This window comes from Tuberibacillus calidus DSM 17572 (assembly GCF_000430685.1).
Classification (GTDB): domain Bacteria; phylum Bacillota; class Bacilli; order Bacillales; family Sporolactobacillaceae; genus Tuberibacillus; species Tuberibacillus calidus.
On the sequence record NZ_AUMM01000067.1, the window covers coordinates 1 to 14,890 of the forward strand.

Genomic DNA, 14,890 nt, shown 5'->3' on the forward strand with positions numbered 1-14,890 from the left:
AAAGAAACTCTGATAAATATGGCTATTTCCGAAGGGTTTATTACGGATGAAGCTGTAGCCATTGATGCCACTCACTTTGAAGCGCGTGACCAAGCACCACCAAAGGAAGAAAAACCAAAAGCCGAGCCAAAGAAGCGTGGTCGAAAGACCAAGGCGGAGCGTAAACAATGGCTGATGGAACAAGCCGAACGTGAAGCCAATCTTCCCCTTTTTGAAAAGAAAATTGAGGCGCAACTGGATGTGTCTCTCGATGAACTTCGCGCTCATATACCACAGGATCCGCAGTGGGGTGTGAAGAAAAATAGTGAAGGCAAAAATGTCTTCTGGTATGGGTATAAAGCCCATTTAGCTGTCGGAACAACTTCGCAATACATTTTACAATCTCTTTTTTCATCAGGAAATTTGAATGATGGAAAAGCGGCCATCCCTTTATTAAAGGGAATTTCTGAACGTCTATCTCTTCCTTTTCTGAGATATGACATCATGGATGCAGGCTACGACTATGAACCCATCTATGAACAAATTCATCGAATGGGACACCTTGCGGTGATCGCCTATAATCGGCGAAATGAGTCTGAACCTATTGGGTTTGATCAACATTTCGCTCCCACTTGTGTCAGGGAACATTCTTATCGTTATGATAGTTACGATGCCAAATATGAAACCATAAAATATACACGGCCGAAGGAATGCGTCGATTGTCCGTTAGCACAAGATGATCTTTGTCAAAAAGTATACAAAGTGAAAATTACGACAGATTTAAGAAAGTATACGGCCCCTGCCCGTGGTTCAAAAGCTTGGAAAACTTTATTTAAGCAAAGAACCGCTGTTGAACGTGTGAATGCCTATCTCAAGGAATATTTTCAACTCAACAATGTTCGTTATCGCACTGGGAAACGGGCAAAAGTTCACTTTGATCTTGTGACACTTATCTATAATGCTTCAAAATTGGCTTGTGATCGTATCAATCGTATGTTAAATCAAAAGGCAGCTTAACAAACAACGGAAATCGTGAGATTTGGAATAAAAATATATGGTGTGTTCTTTATCCCCGCTTACTTAAGGAGCTGGATATAGGCATGATTCAGGCGTTTAAGGGTACGAGCGGGGAAATATGGATTGTCCGCCAAAAGCGAGTTTATTTCCGCGACCATAGATAACCGTGTAATTTTTTTAAAGAATATTGAAATTCTGCTTCTATACCTTTTCTAATCAAAAGCAATTATGAAATTGATTCAATTGCATAATAATAACCACCTATTTATATAGGAGGTTTATTTCATACAGGCGAGTCGGTATTTTAATTGTTTATCCTGCATTACTTCATGAAACTTTTCTTTATTAAAGATAATATTAAACTGTGTGTTTTCATCGATGGTTGCCACGTCTATGGCACATTCGAAAACACCTTTATTTTCTAATATAATAATATCGAAACGTGCATCTAAAACGCTTTTATAACCTAATTCATCAGCAAATTTTTTTAAGGTTATGTTTTTCATTTTCAATTCCATCACTCCCTATTTTTATTATAGGGAGATGATTCAAAAACATAACTTAGTGTTGTTCGTTCGATATATCGAACTAAAAGAACAATCCCGCCCCTGCTTGATTTTTGGATGACCATATCATTATTATTAAAATATAGTCAAACCAAAAAGAGGGAGAGGGAAAAATGTATCAGCTTCCAGCGAGAGTCAAAAGAATTATTTTATATGTTCGGAAATCCCGACAAGAAGAATTGGAAGAACAAAATAAAGACGGAAGCGATATGTTGGAACGGCAATTGGAAATGATGAAAAAAGTTTTATTAAAATTTGAAGTCCCGTTCGATTGGGTAAAAGAAGTCCGGTCAGGTGACAGTATCGAAAGTCGCCCCAAATTCCAACAGGTTTTAAAGGATTTAAAAGCGGGGAAATATCAGGCCATCGCCGTTCGTGATTTGAGCCGATTGGGTCGGGGGAGTTATTCGGATATGGGGGTAATTTTTGACACCATCCATGATAATCGCATTTTAATCATCGACGGTACCGGAAAGGTTTACGATACACGGAACCAATCCGACGAACGGTACATTCGTTGGAATATGTTTATGGCCCGTGAGGAATATAAAAATATTGTTGAACGTTTGATAAATGCCCGATACTTTCGCGCATCCGCTGAGGGTAAATTTATGAATTCCAAACCTCCATACGGTTATATGAGGGATAAAAAAACCAAAAAATTAGTTCCGAATCCGGACGAAGCTCCATATGTTAAAAAAATTTTTGAATGGTACCTCGAAGGGATTGGGTATCAGGGGATTGCGTCTCGATTAAATAAAATGGGAGTTCCTACACGAGGTAGGAAAACAAAAACAAAAAATAATAAATGGGTTCCAATGGTTGTTCGCGGAATTTTAACTAACCCTGTTCATATGGGGGATATTTATTTCAGGATTACTGAAAGAATTGGAAATAAACAAGTTTTACGACCCGAAGAGGAACATTTCATTTATGAAAATGCACATGAGCCTATCGTTTCTCGGGAGGTTTGGCATGAGGTTCAAAGGAAGATGAAAGACAAAAGGAAACTTCCCTTAAATAACGATTATTCCCCATGTGAGTTGGCTTCCCTTGTAGTATGTGCGAATTGTGGGAAAAAACTTGTCCGGCAATCTAGTGTGGCCAGATATAAAAAGTCAGACGGGACGATTTCCAAATACTATAAGGAATATTTGTATTGTCGTGGCGGGTGCGGGATTACATTTAAATATCGGGATGTTGAGGAACAGATATTGAATACATTATCTTTGTTTAAAGAGTTGGATACTAAGGATATTCGAAATTATTTAAAAGCTTTTATCGAGAGTGAAAAAGAACAAACGAGGTTAACGAATGATGATAAAATAAAAACATTGAAACGAAAGAAAGAATCTCTTTTAGCTAGGCGAGAGTTTATTTTTGAATCCTTTGAACGTGGGGATTATTCATCGGACGAATTCAGAGAACGTCGAGATAAAATCGATCAAGAAATAGAGTTTATTGAAAAAGAAATTGAACTAGAAGAACAAACAAAAAATCAAATGGTTCCTACTTCGATTAAGCCGAAAGAATTTAAAAATAGAATCGAAACAGTATTGGATACTTATAAGATTCTCGATGATAAATCCCTAAAAAATGAACTACTCTTAAGTGTTTTCGACCATATCGAAATTACAAGAATCACAAAAGGAAAAGGCCATCAGTCTTCAATATTTAAATTAAAACCTTACTTCAATTTCAATTTTATTGCATAACAAAATCCCCTTTTAGGGGGTTTTTGCTTAACCACATAAGTTCCGTTTCATCAGCGCTGATCAGGGCGAAGCGACCCGCTTTAAAATTGCCTTCTTGTGAAAGCGACAGCAAGTGCCATAAAAATTTTTCATCGCATTTTAACATTTCTTGGAATTCCATGATCCCCCGATTAGCGATATTCAGTTCCCCGTCGAAACGGTACGCCCGCGGATCCGATTCGGAGCCGTATTCTGCGATGGTTGAAAAATCAATGCTGCCCGTCAAATCGGCGATGTCTTGAGATTTAGGATCTGACGGGCTGAACGTTCCGATGCCGATGCGTCGATCTTCGGAGAAAAAGATGCGCTCGACAAGAACGTCTTCAATCCGCCCGCCGTATTCCTCCTCCAAACGCAAAGCATTCAGCGGTGATAACGAGCCTTCAATGCGAATGCCGTACTCCTTATAAAAATCGTCGCGTAAATTAGGGGGTATCAAGTGTAAAGGATCTTCGTGCATCGGACAGCCTTTGATCGCATAAACTGCCCCTTCTTCCGTCCGCGTAAATTGCTCCAAACCGCGTTTTAACAGCGTCACGATGGTCGATTTCCCGCCGCTGACCGGTCCCATAAGCAAAAGGATCCGCTTTTTAACATCTAAGCGTTTGGCCGCCGGGTGGAAATATTCTTCGACCAGCCTTTCGATGGCCTCTTCTAGCCCGAAAATATCCTTATCAAAAAAGTGATAATGTTTATGTCCATCTTTTTCCGTAACACCAGCCGCTTTTATCATGTTATAAATCCTTGCATGCGCGGATTGAGCAATCCACGGTTTTTCTTTCAGTAATTTTAAATAATCGCTAAAAGTACCTTCCCAAGTGAGCTTCTTTTCTTCTTCCCGCTGCCTTTTAATTTTGTCCATAAAGTCCATGAAGATCCCTCCGAATCCAGCGAGTGTATTATATTCTATGCATGCACCCCCTATAAAAGACACTAACGGGTTCTTGGTTTTCAGAATATTAAGATATGGCGAAACCGTTTACACACTTGTGATAAATACCAATCGGTATATTCAAAATATTTTTGTCATAATTCTTAGTGAAAGGAGGAATGAAACATGCATCCTGTTATATTAGCGGAAATGCTGATCTATTGCTTAGGGATGCTCATCGTCGGATATTATTTCGTCCGCCGTGAAATGACACAATCGGATTATTTACTTGGCGGCCATAAGCTGCCGGGATGGGCGCTCGCCCTTTCGGAAAGAGCGACGGGCGAATCGGCATGGCTCTTGCTAGGAGCCACTGGATTTGCCTTCTCCACAGGGTTATCCAGCATCTGGGTGTTTATCGGCATTCCCATCGGTATCATCGTTGCTTGGATTTTTCTTGCGAAGCGATTTATGAAGGAAACACAAAAAACCGGCGCCTTGACAATCCCTGATTATTTGGCAGTACGCTTTGGAAAGCATGCGAAAACCATTCGTTGGCTGTCCGCCTTACTCATTATTTACTTCTTCATGTTTTACCTCGGTGCGCAATTTGCCGGTGCCGGTAAAACATTGTCATCGACATTTGGCATGAGCGTCACCGCAGGTGTTTTGCTTTGTGCCGCGGTCGTTGTCATCTATTCGTGTATGGGCGGCTTTTTCTCCGTCGTCTGGACCGATGTCATTCAAAGCTTTTTGATGATCGCTACCCTCGTGATTTTGCCAATCGTTGCCCTCATCTACATCCTTTTAAATGATTTATCGATTCATGATTCGCTCATTCAAGCCGGACCGTCATTTTCATCTTGGACGGGCGGTGCTGTCGGGCTTGCCATCGGCGTGTTGATTGTCAACAATTTTTCTTGGTTTTTCGGATATATGGGGGGACAGCCACAATTAAGTGCCCGATTCATGGCACTGAAAAATGAAAAAGAAGCGAATACCGCTCGCAATGTCGCCATCATCTGGACAATACTCGCTTACGGCGGCGCCTTTACAATTGGGCTCTGTGGCTTAGCCCTTTACAAAACAGACCAGTTTAAAGATGTCGAAATGGTTCTGCCACAAATGATTACGGATTTGTTCCCAAGCTGGATCGGCGGAATTCTCCTAGCCGGCATCTTAGCCGCCATCATGTCAACCGCGAGTTCTCAACTGTTAGTGTTAACGAGTTCAGTCAGCGAAGACATCGCCCACAAGGCTCTAGGTCTCACTTTAAGTGAAAAAGCCCTCGTTCGCCTCTCAAGGGTCACGGTCATTCTTGCCGGAGTCGTTGGTACGGTGATCGCGCTGACCTCTGAATCTTTGGTTTATACCGTTGTCAGCTGGGCTTGGGCCGGCATCGGCAATACTTTCTCAGTGGCTATTTTACTCACCTTTTTTTGGAAGAAAACGTCGGGTGTCGGTATTATTGCGACGATTATTTCAGGTTTTATCAGCACCGTTATTTGGATTAGCACACCGCTTGACGAAATGCTGACCTCGCGCTTTTCTACATTCGTCATTGCTTTGATTTTCGGCATTATCTTTAGCCTTGTCTTTCCAAATCAACAAGAGCCTACAACAGATGTAAAAGAAGCGAGTTAAAGCCCCTTCCGGTCGGAATTTTGGGAGCTGGGATATAAACTCATATAGTCCCCACTTAGATTAATAAGGCTACATTATTTCCCTTAACCCCGTTCTATTCTTAGAGTGAAACGGGGTTATTTTTGGGGTTTGGCCAACATATCTAACCATTTTATTCCAATTTGAAAGGATTGTCGTTTTTCTCGGAAAATTTCGCTATAAATGTATACAGTCTTAAACCCATTCGTTATAATAGTGGCAGAGAGTGTACGAGCGAAGGAGGGTATCATAATGAAGCTTTTTCTGATTTTGATTGTCGCCATTTCATTCATATCGGCCATCTTCACCGCTGGCTATAATGACCCGCCAGAGGCAGATAAAATAAAATAACCGTAAAGAAAAAAAGCGCGTCGGACCACGCGCTCTTTTTTTCGTACTGGTAAGTAAGGGCAACCAAGGCTCTCCCTTCGCCTAAAAGGCTGGGCAGAGCACGTTCTCTCCATCCATATTCGGCATTGCCGAAAGGACCTCTTACCGATTCAGTTTTGGGAAGCCTTGTTGGCGAAGTGCCTCATACACCATGATCGCCGCTGTGTTAGAGAGGTTCAGTGAACGGACAACTCCTGTCATCGGTATATAGATGTGCCGCTCGCGGTAGCGCTCAAATAATGCTTTAGGTAAGCCGCTTGATTCACGGCCAAAGAAAAAAACATAATCCTTGTTCCGATCTGAGTAATCCACTGATGAATAAAGCGTCTCACCATAATTTTCTACAAAATAATATTCTGCGTTGGGATATGCCGCAAAAAACTCATCCAAATGATCGTGATAATGAATATCGACAAACGGCCAATAATCAAGGCCTGCGCGCTTTAACATTTTATCATCGGTGGAGAAGCCAAGCGGACGAATTAAATGCAAGCGCGTCCCCGTGGCCGCACAGGTCCTTGCAATGTTTCCTGTGTTAGCAGGGATTTCTGGTTGATATAAAACGATATGCAGTCCCAAAATAATGACACCTCTTACTAAACTTAAACATCCATCATCAATTATAACATATACCCTTGGCTTACCATTCCTCCATCGCCGGCTACTAAATCAAGTTCTTTCCAACCGAAAAGCCTTCGCCAACATCATTATTGTTGACATTTGAATTGAAATAAAGCTCATCGCCCATTGACCCTGAAGAAATCAAATCATTGTGGGTCGCTTTTGTTTGAAAGAAAATCAGGAGTGGGCGTTGATTCATATCCGATTTCGATCCCTTCTTCCATAAGACCCGGCCTCTAATCAGCATCGATGTGGAAAAATTTGTATTGAATGCGCGGCGTGTGGGCGCTGGAATCTTCATAAGACCAGTAGCGATGTCGGGAGTTGGTTGTATGGGCATTTACGAGCGGCATTCCGTAGGCATCTTTCGCTGTGACGATCGTTGAATGGTCGTAGCGGTTGTCACCTTCAAAGTCATAACAAATTACATCACCCGGTTGCAGCTTTTCCGGATGGTCCACCTCGACCGCTTGTATCGCATTTTGGTCGGACGCGAGATACCATCGTAAAGAATGGGCAACCGCCCAGCTTAAGCTCCATGACTTTCCGGCATACCACCAACCGGTATGCTGATTGTATTTCCCCGTCATCGGTGCACCGCCGGCATATAAGCACTGAGAAACATAATTGGTGCAATCGACGCTGAAAGTGATAAACTCTGGGTTGGCACTGTTCCACCAACGATCGGCATATTTTACAGCGGCAAGGCGATCGTAAAAATAGCCTTTTGTTTTCTTGCGAAGACCCGAGGAAGAATCGATCACTGAAAAAGAAAAAGGCCCGCCGGATCGCTCCGCTTCTAACAGACGATCGGTGACCAACACGCCATCCTGAAAATGCGCCCATTTATCCTTTATTTCTTCTTCTATATATAATTGGTCTTTTTGTCGGATCAGAAAAGAGAGATGGGTGCGATAGCGTATAAGTGTTTGATCTTTATATTGGTGAATCCCATTGATAACGCCCTTCACATCCGATTTAACAATTTTGGCATGGCGTTCTTTTAGTGAGGCTTTTTTCCGTAAAACCGCTTGCCGTTCGGTTTCCTCAAAAAGTTGATAACGTTCAAGTTCCCTGTCGACCCAAAAATCACCGGTCTTTTGCAAATGATCTTTCCATTGCTGTAAGATGGCCATCCCGACCCCTCCGTTCACCTTTTCACCATTAAAATATGATAGTGAACAGGCTGGCATGCGGGTTTCTTAGACGCGTTCAAGATTTAATAAAAAGGCTTTTTTATCAAGGCCTCCTCCGTAGCCGATGAGATCACCGTTTGCCCCAATGACGCGGTGACAAGGAATAATAATCGATAAGGGGTTATTGTGATTGGCTCCACCGATCGCCCGTACCGCTTTCGGACGCCCTATCATCTCGGCGATATCTTTATACGTTTTTGTCTCACCGTAAGCAATCGTTTGTAGCGCTTTCCAAACCATTTGTTGAAAAGGCGTGCCGAGAAGCGTCATCGGCACATCAAACCGCCGTCTTTTTCCTTGGAAATATTCATGAAGTTGCTCCGCAGCCTTGTGCGTCCACTCGTTTCCACTATGAAAAGCGCAAGAAAAGCCGTGTTTATCCGCCCATTCCGTGAGCTCATCTTTCGTTTCTTCAAAAGCTCCAAAACAGATATGACAAAGGCTATCTTCAAAGGCGGCGATCGTCAACGTCCCGAGCGGGCTCTCCATCTCTTCGATAAAAATAGCGTCACGTTTCAAGCTCCTTCACCCTCTCTTTGGCATTTTCGGCATTTCGCAAAGCTTTTTTGATTTCTTTTTGCACCTCAGGTTCGTCATCGTTCTTTAAAGCGCGTTGCAGTGCCTCGACGATTTTCTCGACATTCGCCGAGGAAGCATTCAAAGCAATTTCACCGAGCGCCCAGGCTGCTGTTCCGCGTATGACCGGGCGCGTGTCCTTCATCAGGCAGTCGATCAGCGGATCGATGGCGGTTTCATCCTTGTAGTTGCCTAAAGCGATAATGGCGTTTCTTTGGAGCGGTTTCTTTCCCCGCCATGACCCAGCCATGTATCCAAATGTTTCTTTAAACGTCCGATTCGTCATGTTCAGCAAATCGATGAGTTTCGGCTTGACTTTTTCGGGGTCCGGCTCCATTTCTTCATGGAAATGAAAATCAATCCCGCGATTATAAGGGCACACCGCCTGACACGTATCGCAACCGTACACCCGATTGCCGATTTTTTTTCGATAAGGTTCCGGCACAAAGCCTTTGGTTTGTGTTAAATAGGCAATGCATTTTTGCGCATTCAATTGACCGCCTTGGACAAGTGCACCTGATGGGCATTTTTCCACGCATAAATTACACGTACCGCATAAATCTTCAATGGGCTCATCCGGCGGAAATGGGATGTTCGTTAGCATTTCTCCCAAGTAAACATAGGTGCCGAATTCCTTTGTGATGAGGATGGTATTTTTTCCGACATGACCAAGCCCGGCGCGCTCAGCGACCGCCTTATCGGCCAGCTCGCCGGTATCGACCATGGATTTCAGACGAGCATCCGGCACACGCTCCAAAATAAATGCTTCCAGCTTTCGGAGGCGGTCTCTTAAAATATCGTGGTAATCAAGCCCCCAAGAAGCGCGGCTGAAGCTACCCCTGCGGGAGCCTTTAACGTTTTCCGGCCGCTCCTTTAATTTGGCTGGATAAGCCAAAGCAATCGCAATAATGGATTGGGCATCATCTAAAAGCAGTGATGGATTCGTCCTTTTCTCAATATCTTTTTCTTCAAAACCGGACTGGTAGCCCAATTCCCTTTGTTGATAAAGCCGGTTTTTTAAAGTGAGGAAAGGATCAGCGGTCGTAAAACCGATTTTATCAATACCGATTTCTCGGCTATAATCAATAATGTCATTTTTCAATTGATGGATATTCATAAGATCACTCGGTTTCTATGAAAATCGGTTAGTGGTATGATTAAAATAGAGAATCATCCATATCAGGAGGTTCATGATGGAATTCTTTATTTCCAGTGAAATTAAAGAGGCTGTGCCGTCTTTTCAACTGGGCATCATTACCTACAATGATATAACAGTGACGAATACACCGCAATGGCTCCAAGGTCGCCTCCAACTGTCTTTGGAGGAATGGCTTCTGGAAAAAGAAAACGTGCCAACAAGCGAAATAACCGGCGTTCAAGCATGGCGAAAGTTATTTAAATTATTCGGTACGGATCCCTCCCGCTATCGCCCATCCCACGAGGCTTTGATTCGCCGCTTGCGCAAAGAGAAAAGCTTGCCGAGCATTCATACCGCAGCCGATGTCAATAATTACTTCTCTATTACCATCGAAGCGCCAATGGGTATTTATAATCTTGATCGATTGCACGGGGATATCACGCTCAGGATCGGAAAAGCGGATGATCATTACATGGGCATTAATGGCCGAGAGATGGCCATGGCGAGTAAATTTCTGACGGCCGATGCGTCTGGGGCCTTCGGAAGCCCGATCGTTGACTCCAAGCGCTCCATGGTCACGGAAGAAACGCGAAATGCGTTGCACGTCATTTATTTCAACCCGGATCTTCATCGCGAAACAGCCGAAAAGATCTTGGATCAGATCGGCCGCTCTTTTATTCAATTTAACGGCGGAGAAATCCGCCAATCGATTTTGCTTTGAAAGGAAGAAAAAAATGAATACCAATATTTTCAGCGTCGATTACTATAAAGAAGCACTCAGGGTTCATATCAACAAAAATAAAGATGTCATGCGCCCGATTCATGCGGCCAACAGCTATTATCGCTCCGTCGTCTCGGCGAGCCTTTATGAAAACCGGCGGAAGTCTTTGGAAATCATCGAAAGGCTACGCAATTTGGATCAAGCCTACAATGAAATTCGGGAAGAATTGCGCCAGTCAGAACAAGATTAATTTCGTCCGGAAGCTTGACCGTGTAAAACAGGTTGGGCTTCCGTTTTCTTTTTTCGCTTTTCCACTCCATCCCCATTCCCCAGGTTATACATTTAAATTTTGTTGGATTTGCGAATGTTTGTTCTTATTTTTATTTTAACATAACCGATGCTAATCTCCAACAGAAAAATCCTTCTCAGCATGAAAGAAAACTTGGTTACGCCAAGACTTTCGGGAAGAGAGAGCCAGAAGCCCTTTTTCCTAGTTCGCGATATGATTTACTTTCTTTCCAGTAAAAAAAGCAGTTAGTGTGAAAAAATCACAGCCAACTGCTCTGAATTTCTTTTCTCTATTTAACGATACCGCGAGGCCCTGAATCCGGCTTTTACTGCGTCTTTTTCCGTCATAAAACATTGCTCGGCTTTCGTCACTTTATAAAACCTGTCATTCGGCAAGTGATAGATTTTTTCTCCGTCACGATTGATATTGCCTTTGATGTGGCCTGCACAGTTACCGTTTGCATCTGGGGAAAAGCCGATGCTATCACCCGGTTGATCGGTTTTGTGCGCTCCTGCCATCACCTCGGGATGATACCCGTCATCGCGGGCATAACTCGCAACACTCCAAATCCTCAGTTTCTTTTTCTTCGCTTTTTCTTCTGCGGCACGGTATTCTTCCAAGTATTTCGTATTGGGAGGATATATATAGGCGACACGCGCCAAGCCTTGCTCCAATATTTTTTCCTGTACTGATTGACCGTTTATAAAAAGGTAAGCCAATAGGCGTCCGTATTTATCGCGTCCTTCATTAACTGCCGGTTCGACTTCAATTGTCTTCCCGCTTAACAAATTTTTCGTATAGTTGGACGCTTGCATTCCATACGGTTGCACACCAAGCTTCGGATGATGCGTTTCCGGCGTATCGATCAACAGCATCCGGACCGTTTCTTCTTTCCCTTTATACAACACTTTGATCGTGTCGCCATCCACAACATCGGTGACTTTTGCCTTTATGCGTTCCGGGTTGTTGGAAGCTGTTGTTGGAACCTTTTTCTCCGTATCATTTGATTTTGGTGCCATAGCGCTGGATTGGGCGCTATTGTTATCATTACTATTAGAATTTGCCGGGGTTACTTCATTGCTGCAACCGGAAAAAACCACCGCAGCAAGAATGATGAAGATTATCTTTCGCAAATCTCTCCCTCCCAATCACTTATTATACCTTTTACTAAGGCTAAGCTAAAAGAGGGATCCATATTGTTTCCATTTTCTGATTTACGGGAGAAATCACTCACCTTAAATTCAAATTATAATAACGTTTCTATTGATAGTAAACCTGTTTTTAGGCATTAATATTTTTCCTGCGATCTATGGAACAAGTATAATCGGATTGATCTTGGTCCTTCCACATAAGACTTTATCATCTTCCTCAACCACGACAAAATCCGGAAAAATGCTAATAAAGACATTACTTGACTGCTCTATGTTGCTTAAGGCTACTAGCTTATGAACATCGGCTTTTTCTATATTTTTCAACATATTCGTCATAATAAAGAACTTCGATTTGATTTGACCAATTTAGAATCGAACCAACCATATCCCTAATGTCTAATCCGGGCATTTCATATGTTGCATCAGTATTAACAGTTCCTGTGGCATCTTCTATAAATGTGACTTTATAACCTCTTTCGTCCCCAGATATTGCGGTAAACATACAACAAAATTCCGTATTAAACCCAACAATAAAAATATGATTAATATTCGAACCCTGTAAAATTTCTTGTAAGTTTGTTTTTTTAAATCCGCTTGGAGTTGTTTTTTCTATAATCTGATCAGCAAGTTTTTTAAACTGGGGATAGATTTCAGATCCCTCGGATCCTTCTAAAACAGGACTATCTGGGGAAAGTTCCGCAGAGTCGATATGTTTAAAAATAATCACTTTTTGTTTATCCTTTTTAAAGTCTTGAATGATCTCGGTTATTTTACTAAGTTCACTTGTAAAATCCTTTTGCTCCAAAAAACCTTTTTGCGGATCCATTACCAAAAGTGCTTTCATTAATTATTCACTCCTTAAATCGATATTTATCATTCAATCAATTATTTTGAATAAATCGTAGAGTAGAAAGCCTTTATCAGGAACCAGTCACTGCACCATCATAAAGAATACTTAGAAGTTAATATATTTTTAATTTTATCAGAAGGTATCCGTTTTTGACTTTTAAATACTAATAAAAAAAAGAGTGGTACCTTCACCAATACGTTTTGGTGGGTACCGCTCTACTTGCTGGGTTTTGTCCCAGCCTTTCGATAAATCCTTGGAGGCTACTTATCACTGCACATATGAAGGGTTGTGTCCTGGGTATTAGATTGTTCCGCTATCCAAGATACAAGCGCTAATTCCTTTTCCGTTAAACTCCTCATTAGCTTTTCTTCGATGTCGCGCTTTAATTCCTCTTCCACTTTGCTTACCATTTGGAATCAACCCTTTATCGGTAGACTTCCTGTTAAATTTATATTATTACGAATTATTAATATTTAACAATAGACCGTTTGTACTGTTTTTAATGATTCTTCCTATTCCAATATTATACAATGTCACTCAGTCCTAGGTCTAATTTCCGATTTCCCGTCAACACCAAATACCGGGAACGGCAAAAAAAACGAGCGGATGCCCGTTTTTCTGAAATCACCCCACCTTTGTGTCAGCAAGTCCCATATTCATCATCTCAGGCAGGATACCTTTAATATGAATGACATCTTGACAGAGTAACTTCATATCCGGCACCCGGCCATGTCCATGCCCCACTGTTTGAATTGAGAAGGTTTATCGGTTTATTCTTCTTGACAAGTGTCTTGCATCAAGATCTCATCCAATTTTGAATAGCTGTACTGCAGGCCCTCTTCCATCCCGCTATGGATCATTCCATCCCGATCTTCAGCGCTCAAAAAGACTGAAGTCGAGATAAGTTTGGTCTTCCCGTCTCCGATATCCATAAGTTCGATTTTTTGTAAGGTGACATGCCCGCGTTCATCTAGTCCGTCGTATTCGAAGGTTTGAATGATCATCTCCGGAGAAACCATATGGAAGTAGCCATGAAAGCCATGCTCCCAGCCATCTCCGGTCTGGATAAACCGCCATAAGCCTCCTTCCCGTGCATCAAGATGCTCGACTCGTGTAGTGTACCCCGGGCCAACCCACCAGCGTTCAAGTTTATCTTTTTCCGTCATGGCGAGAAAAACTTTATCACGTGGGGCATTAAAAGTTCTTTCAACTTTAAATGAAAGTTGATTTGGTTCGACCGTAATCTTTGCTCTATTCATCATGATCATCCTCCAATAAAAATTGTTCTAAAGCCTTACAACAGAAATTCCACAATTCCTCAAATTGGACCGGGTACTGACTGGCGACTCATAAAGCATGGGGTGAAAGACTGATCCCTCACTCCTTTCCTCCTCAATTCTCGTTCAATGTACATGTCAATTATACAGAATTTTCAAAATTTAAAATTTGAACGAATGCTTCATCGCGTTGTAGCAATTATATTCACAGCCTTTAAACATTATAAACAATCGCGATAAAATTTAACGGTTGTTTTGCAGAAAAGTTAATGTTTCCTACAAAAAGGGTCATCACATCGGGAGTTCTACATTATCGCCACGTGGTGCAATTTATCTGGATTGACGACGAAGTAAAGCTCAGCGGTACGATCATTCTCCACTGTATATCGGTCACTTGTAACATCTCCTCATACTACCTCCTGTCTAACTAATCCAACAGGAAGTGTAATTAAATGATGGGATGTCTGCAAGTGGCTTTTTTTATGTTGTCTCCCGGGAAGACCTACATAAAAGGAATGCCATAACCTACATTTTTATGATGCCATAAACATTTCGTCCCAACCAAAATTAAGCTATAATAGGAGGAAGTTTGTTATGGGTGATCTCAATGAATTTTTATCTGTGCCAATTACAATTGGATTCCTTTTAATATTCTTCGTACCTTTTTTCTACAAGGTAAATAGACGAATAACTGCATTAGAAGATGAAATAAGGGAACTTAAAAAGAAAATTACTGAACTAAATAGGGACTACTGAACAACCTACATTTTGATCAAAAGCTTACCACTCGCAGTTTGTGACATGAAAATACCTGACGAATGATCAAGTGAAA

General features: G+C 42.0%; 15 protein-coding genes and 1 pseudogene. 6 read left to right on the forward strand and 10 right to left on the reverse strand.

From position 1 onward, the window contains the following. Positions 1 to 996: transposase (locus H532_RS0113175; protein ID WP_027725868.1), on the forward strand; the 996-nt coding region annotated here is incomplete at its 5' end. A 278-nt stretch (positions 997 to 1,274) separates the two neighbouring features. Here H532_RS0113175 and H532_RS0113180 read toward each other — a convergent pair. Then, positions 1,275 to 1,508: a hypothetical protein gene (locus H532_RS0113180; protein ID WP_027725869.1), complete on the reverse strand. Its 234-nt coding sequence runs from the start codon at positions 1,506 to 1,508 to the stop codon at positions 1,275 to 1,277. A gap of 167 nt (positions 1,509 to 1,675) precedes the next feature. Here H532_RS0113180 and H532_RS0113185 point away from each other — a divergent pair, with 167 nt between their 5' ends. Next, the gene (locus tag H532_RS0113185; protein WP_027725870.1) at positions 1,676 to 3,277 is read left to right on the forward strand and encodes a recombinase family protein; all 1,602 of its coding nucleotides are present in this window, start codon (positions 1,676 to 1,678) and stop codon (positions 3,275 to 3,277) included. A gap of 46 nt (positions 3,278 to 3,323) precedes the next feature. On the opposite strand, the pseudogene H532_RS18910 reads toward H532_RS0113185, so the two are convergent. Further along, positions 3,324 to 4,187: pseudogene (locus H532_RS18910) on the reverse strand (protein prkA); the annotation flags it as partial. A gap of 186 nt (positions 4,188 to 4,373) precedes the next feature. Here H532_RS18910 and H532_RS0113195 point away from each other — a divergent pair. Next, the gene (locus H532_RS0113195) at positions 4,374 to 5,831 is read left to right on the forward strand and encodes a sodium/proline symporter (RefSeq protein WP_027725871.1); all 1,458 of its coding nucleotides are present in this window, start codon (positions 4,374 to 4,376) and stop codon (positions 5,829 to 5,831) included. A 510-nt stretch (positions 5,832 to 6,341) separates the two neighbouring features. On the opposite strand, the gene trmL is transcribed toward H532_RS0113195, so the two are convergent. From trmL to queG, 4 genes are all read right to left on the reverse strand, one after another. Continuing rightward, on the reverse strand, positions 6,342 to 6,818 hold the full coding sequence (gene trmL / locus H532_RS0113205) for a tRNA (uridine(34)/cytosine(34)/5-carboxymethylaminomethyluridine(34)-2'-O)-methyltransferase TrmL (RefSeq protein ID WP_027725872.1): 477 nt from the start codon (positions 6,816 to 6,818) through the stop codon (positions 6,342 to 6,344). Positions 6,819 to 7,096: 278 nt separating this feature from the next. Further along, complete coding sequence (locus H532_RS0113215) at positions 7,097 to 7,996, reverse strand: amidase domain-containing protein (RefSeq protein ID WP_038112493.1); 900 nt, start codon at positions 7,994 to 7,996, stop codon at positions 7,097 to 7,099. A 66-nt stretch (positions 7,997 to 8,062) separates the two neighbouring features. Next, positions 8,063 to 8,575, reverse strand: coding sequence for a methylated-DNA--[protein]-cysteine S-methyltransferase (locus H532_RS0113220; protein WP_027725874.1), 513 nt, complete (start codon positions 8,573 to 8,575; stop codon positions 8,063 to 8,065). Further along, a complete protein-coding gene (gene queG, locus H532_RS0113225) occupies positions 8,565 to 9,749 on the reverse strand; it encodes a tRNA epoxyqueuosine(34) reductase QueG (RefSeq protein WP_027725875.1) in 1,185 nt (394 codons plus the stop codon). The genes H532_RS0113220 and queG overlap by 11 nt, the downstream gene beginning before the upstream one ends. Before the next feature lie 76 nt (positions 9,750 to 9,825). On the opposite strand from queG, the gene H532_RS0113230 reads away from it, so the two are divergent. Together H532_RS0113230 and yvfG are read left to right on the forward strand one after the other, a co-directional pair. After that, positions 9,826 to 10,491 carry a B3/B4 domain-containing protein gene (locus H532_RS0113230; protein WP_027725876.1) on the forward strand — a complete coding sequence of 222 codons (666 nt, stop codon included), beginning with the start codon at positions 9,826 to 9,828 and terminating at the stop codon, positions 10,489 to 10,491. Positions 10,492 to 10,504: 13 nt separating this feature from the next. Further along, a complete protein-coding gene (gene yvfG / locus H532_RS0113235; protein WP_027725877.1) occupies positions 10,505 to 10,741 on the forward strand; it encodes a protein YvfG in 237 nt (78 codons plus the stop codon). A gap of 332 nt (positions 10,742 to 11,073) precedes the next feature. Here the strand turns inward: yvfG and H532_RS0113240 are convergent, their stop codons facing one another. The 4 genes from H532_RS0113240 to H532_RS0113255 all read right to left on the reverse strand — a co-directional run bounded on the left by H532_RS0113240 (position 11,074) and on the right by H532_RS0113255 (position 14,043). Beyond that, a complete protein-coding gene (locus tag H532_RS0113240) occupies positions 11,074 to 11,913 on the reverse strand; it encodes a thermonuclease family protein (protein WP_051263340.1) in 840 nt (279 codons plus the stop codon). A 310-nt stretch (positions 11,914 to 12,223) separates the two neighbouring features. Next, positions 12,224 to 12,775 (reverse strand): isochorismatase family protein, encoded by a 552-nt coding sequence (locus H532_RS0113245; RefSeq protein ID WP_027725879.1) that lies wholly within the window; start codon positions 12,773 to 12,775, stop codon positions 12,224 to 12,226. Between the two features lie 266 nt (positions 12,776 to 13,041). Next, on the reverse strand, positions 13,042 to 13,191 hold the full coding sequence (locus H532_RS20435) for a hypothetical protein (RefSeq protein ID WP_155995062.1): 150 nt from the start codon (positions 13,189 to 13,191) through the stop codon (positions 13,042 to 13,044). 360 nt (positions 13,192 to 13,551) lie between these two features. Then, positions 13,552 to 14,043, reverse strand: a complete 492-nt coding sequence (locus tag H532_RS0113255; protein ID WP_211231977.1) for an SRPBCC domain-containing protein — start codon at positions 14,041 to 14,043, stop codon at positions 13,552 to 13,554. 609 nt (positions 14,044 to 14,652) lie between these two features. Here H532_RS0113255 and H532_RS20440 point away from each other — a divergent pair. Beyond that, positions 14,653 to 14,814, forward strand: coding sequence for a hypothetical protein (locus tag H532_RS20440; RefSeq protein WP_155995063.1), 162 nt, complete (start codon positions 14,653 to 14,655; stop codon positions 14,812 to 14,814). Positions 14,815 to 14,890: the final 76 nt, after the last annotated feature.

Coding starts and splice junctions, on each gene's coding strand:
- H532_RS0113185 (WP_027725870.1), top strand. CDS start 1,676: ATGTATCAGCTTCCAGCGAGAGTCAAAAGAATTATTTTATATGTTCGG.
- H532_RS0113195 (WP_027725871.1), top strand. CDS start 4,374: ATGCATCCTGTTATATTAGCGGAAATGCTGATCTATTGCTTAGGGATG.
- H532_RS0113215 (WP_038112493.1), bottom strand. CDS start 7,996: ATGGCCATCTTACAGCAATGGAAAGATCATTTGCAAAAGACCGGTGAT.
- queG (WP_027725875.1), bottom strand. CDS start 9,749: ATGAATATCCATCAATTGAAAAATGACATTATTGATTATAGCCGAGAA.
- H532_RS0113230 (WP_027725876.1), top strand. CDS start 9,826: ATGGAATTCTTTATTTCCAGTGAAATTAAAGAGGCTGTGCCGTCTTTT.
- yvfG (WP_027725877.1), top strand. CDS start 10,505: ATGAATACCAATATTTTCAGCGTCGATTACTATAAAGAAGCACTCAGG.
- H532_RS0113245 (WP_027725879.1), bottom strand. CDS start 12,775: ATGAAAGCACTTTTGGTAATGGATCCGCAAAAAGGTTTTTTGGAGCAA.
- H532_RS20435 (WP_155995062.1), bottom strand. CDS start 13,191: ATGGTAAGCAAAGTGGAAGAGGAATTAAAGCGCGACATCGAAGAAAAG.
- H532_RS0113255 (WP_211231977.1), bottom strand. CDS start 14,043: ATGATGAATAGAGCAAAGATTACGGTCGAACCAAATCAACTTTCATTT.
- H532_RS20440 (WP_155995063.1), top strand. CDS start 14,653: ATGGGTGATCTCAATGAATTTTTATCTGTGCCAATTACAATTGGATTC.